Source organism: Planotetraspora kaengkrachanensis (genome assembly GCF_016862895.1).
Taxonomy (GTDB): Bacteria; Actinomycetota; Actinomycetes; order Streptosporangiales; family Streptosporangiaceae; genus Planotetraspora; species Planotetraspora kaengkrachanensis.
The window spans coordinates 1-896 of the sequence record NZ_BONV01000086.1 but is presented as its reverse complement, the minus strand read 5'-3'; the positions used below and the strand labels follow the sequence as shown (position 1 = coordinate 896).

The 896-nt window shown below is 67.6% G+C and carries 1 protein-coding gene; it reads left to right on the top strand.

What is annotated here, in order from left to right; all coding sequences use genetic code 11:
- Positions 1-122 precede the first annotated feature (122 nt).
- Positions 123-797: a DUF4097 family beta strand repeat-containing protein gene (locus Pka01_RS40455; protein WP_203888326.1), complete on the top strand. Its 675-nt coding sequence runs from the start codon at positions 123-125 to the stop codon at positions 795-797.
- Positions 798-896: the final 99 nt, after the last annotated feature.

Genomic DNA, 896 nt, shown 5'->3' with positions numbered 1-896 from the left:
GGTGGCGTCAGGACGGTGGCAGGTCGGTATCAGAGCGGTCGGCGATGGTTGGCTCCATGAACGGTTCAGTGATCGCGGCCTGGGGGTCGCGGACTGGGCCCCGTGAGCACAAGGAGCAGATGATGCAGAAGTTCGACACCCCGGCCCCGATCTCCGCCGTTCTGGACATCCCCGCGGGGCGTGTCCAGTTCATCGCCGCCGACCGGGCCGACACCGCGGTCGAGGTCGTGGCGGTGAACACCTCGAAGAGCCGTGACGTGCAGGCGGCGGAGCAGACCACGGTCGCATACGCCGATGGCGTTCTGCGGATCGAGACTCCGGTGAAGAACCAGTACTTCGGTCCTTCTGGGTGCATCGAGGTGAGGGTCGAGTTGCCGGCCGGGTCCCGGGTCGAGGCCAGGGCGGGCAGTGCGGAACTGCGGACCGTGGGCCGTCTCGGTGATGTGGCCTTCGAAGGTGCCTACAGTCAGATCAAGATCGATGAGGCTGCGAGTGTCCGGCTCACGGCGGTCGACGGGGACGTCGAGGTGGGCCGGATGGGCGGGCCTGCGGGGATCAGCTCCGCGATCAGTACCGCAAGGGGTGACATCCGGATCGGCGAGGCCGCGGGTGGCACGGTCGTGCTCCGGACCCAGTCCGGTGACATCTCGGTCGGCGCCGCCGGTGGGGTCTCAGCCGCCTTGGATGCCGGTACCGGCCATGGCCGCATCCACAACGCTCTCAAGAACAACGGCACCGTCGAACTCGACATTCACGCCACCACCTCCAACGGTGACATCACCGCCCGCAGCCTGTGATCCGCAGCCTCCGCAGCCTCCGAGGGGAGGTGGACCGAGTACGGGAGAACGTGCTGCCCGCCGGACTGACCACGAAAGATCAGACCGGCGGCAGCACGT

Excerpts from the sequence above, each read along its gene's own strand:
- Pka01_RS40455 (WP_203888326.1), top strand. The coding sequence starts at position 123 with ATGCAGAAGTTCGACACCCCGGCCCCGATCTCCGCCGTTCTGGACATC.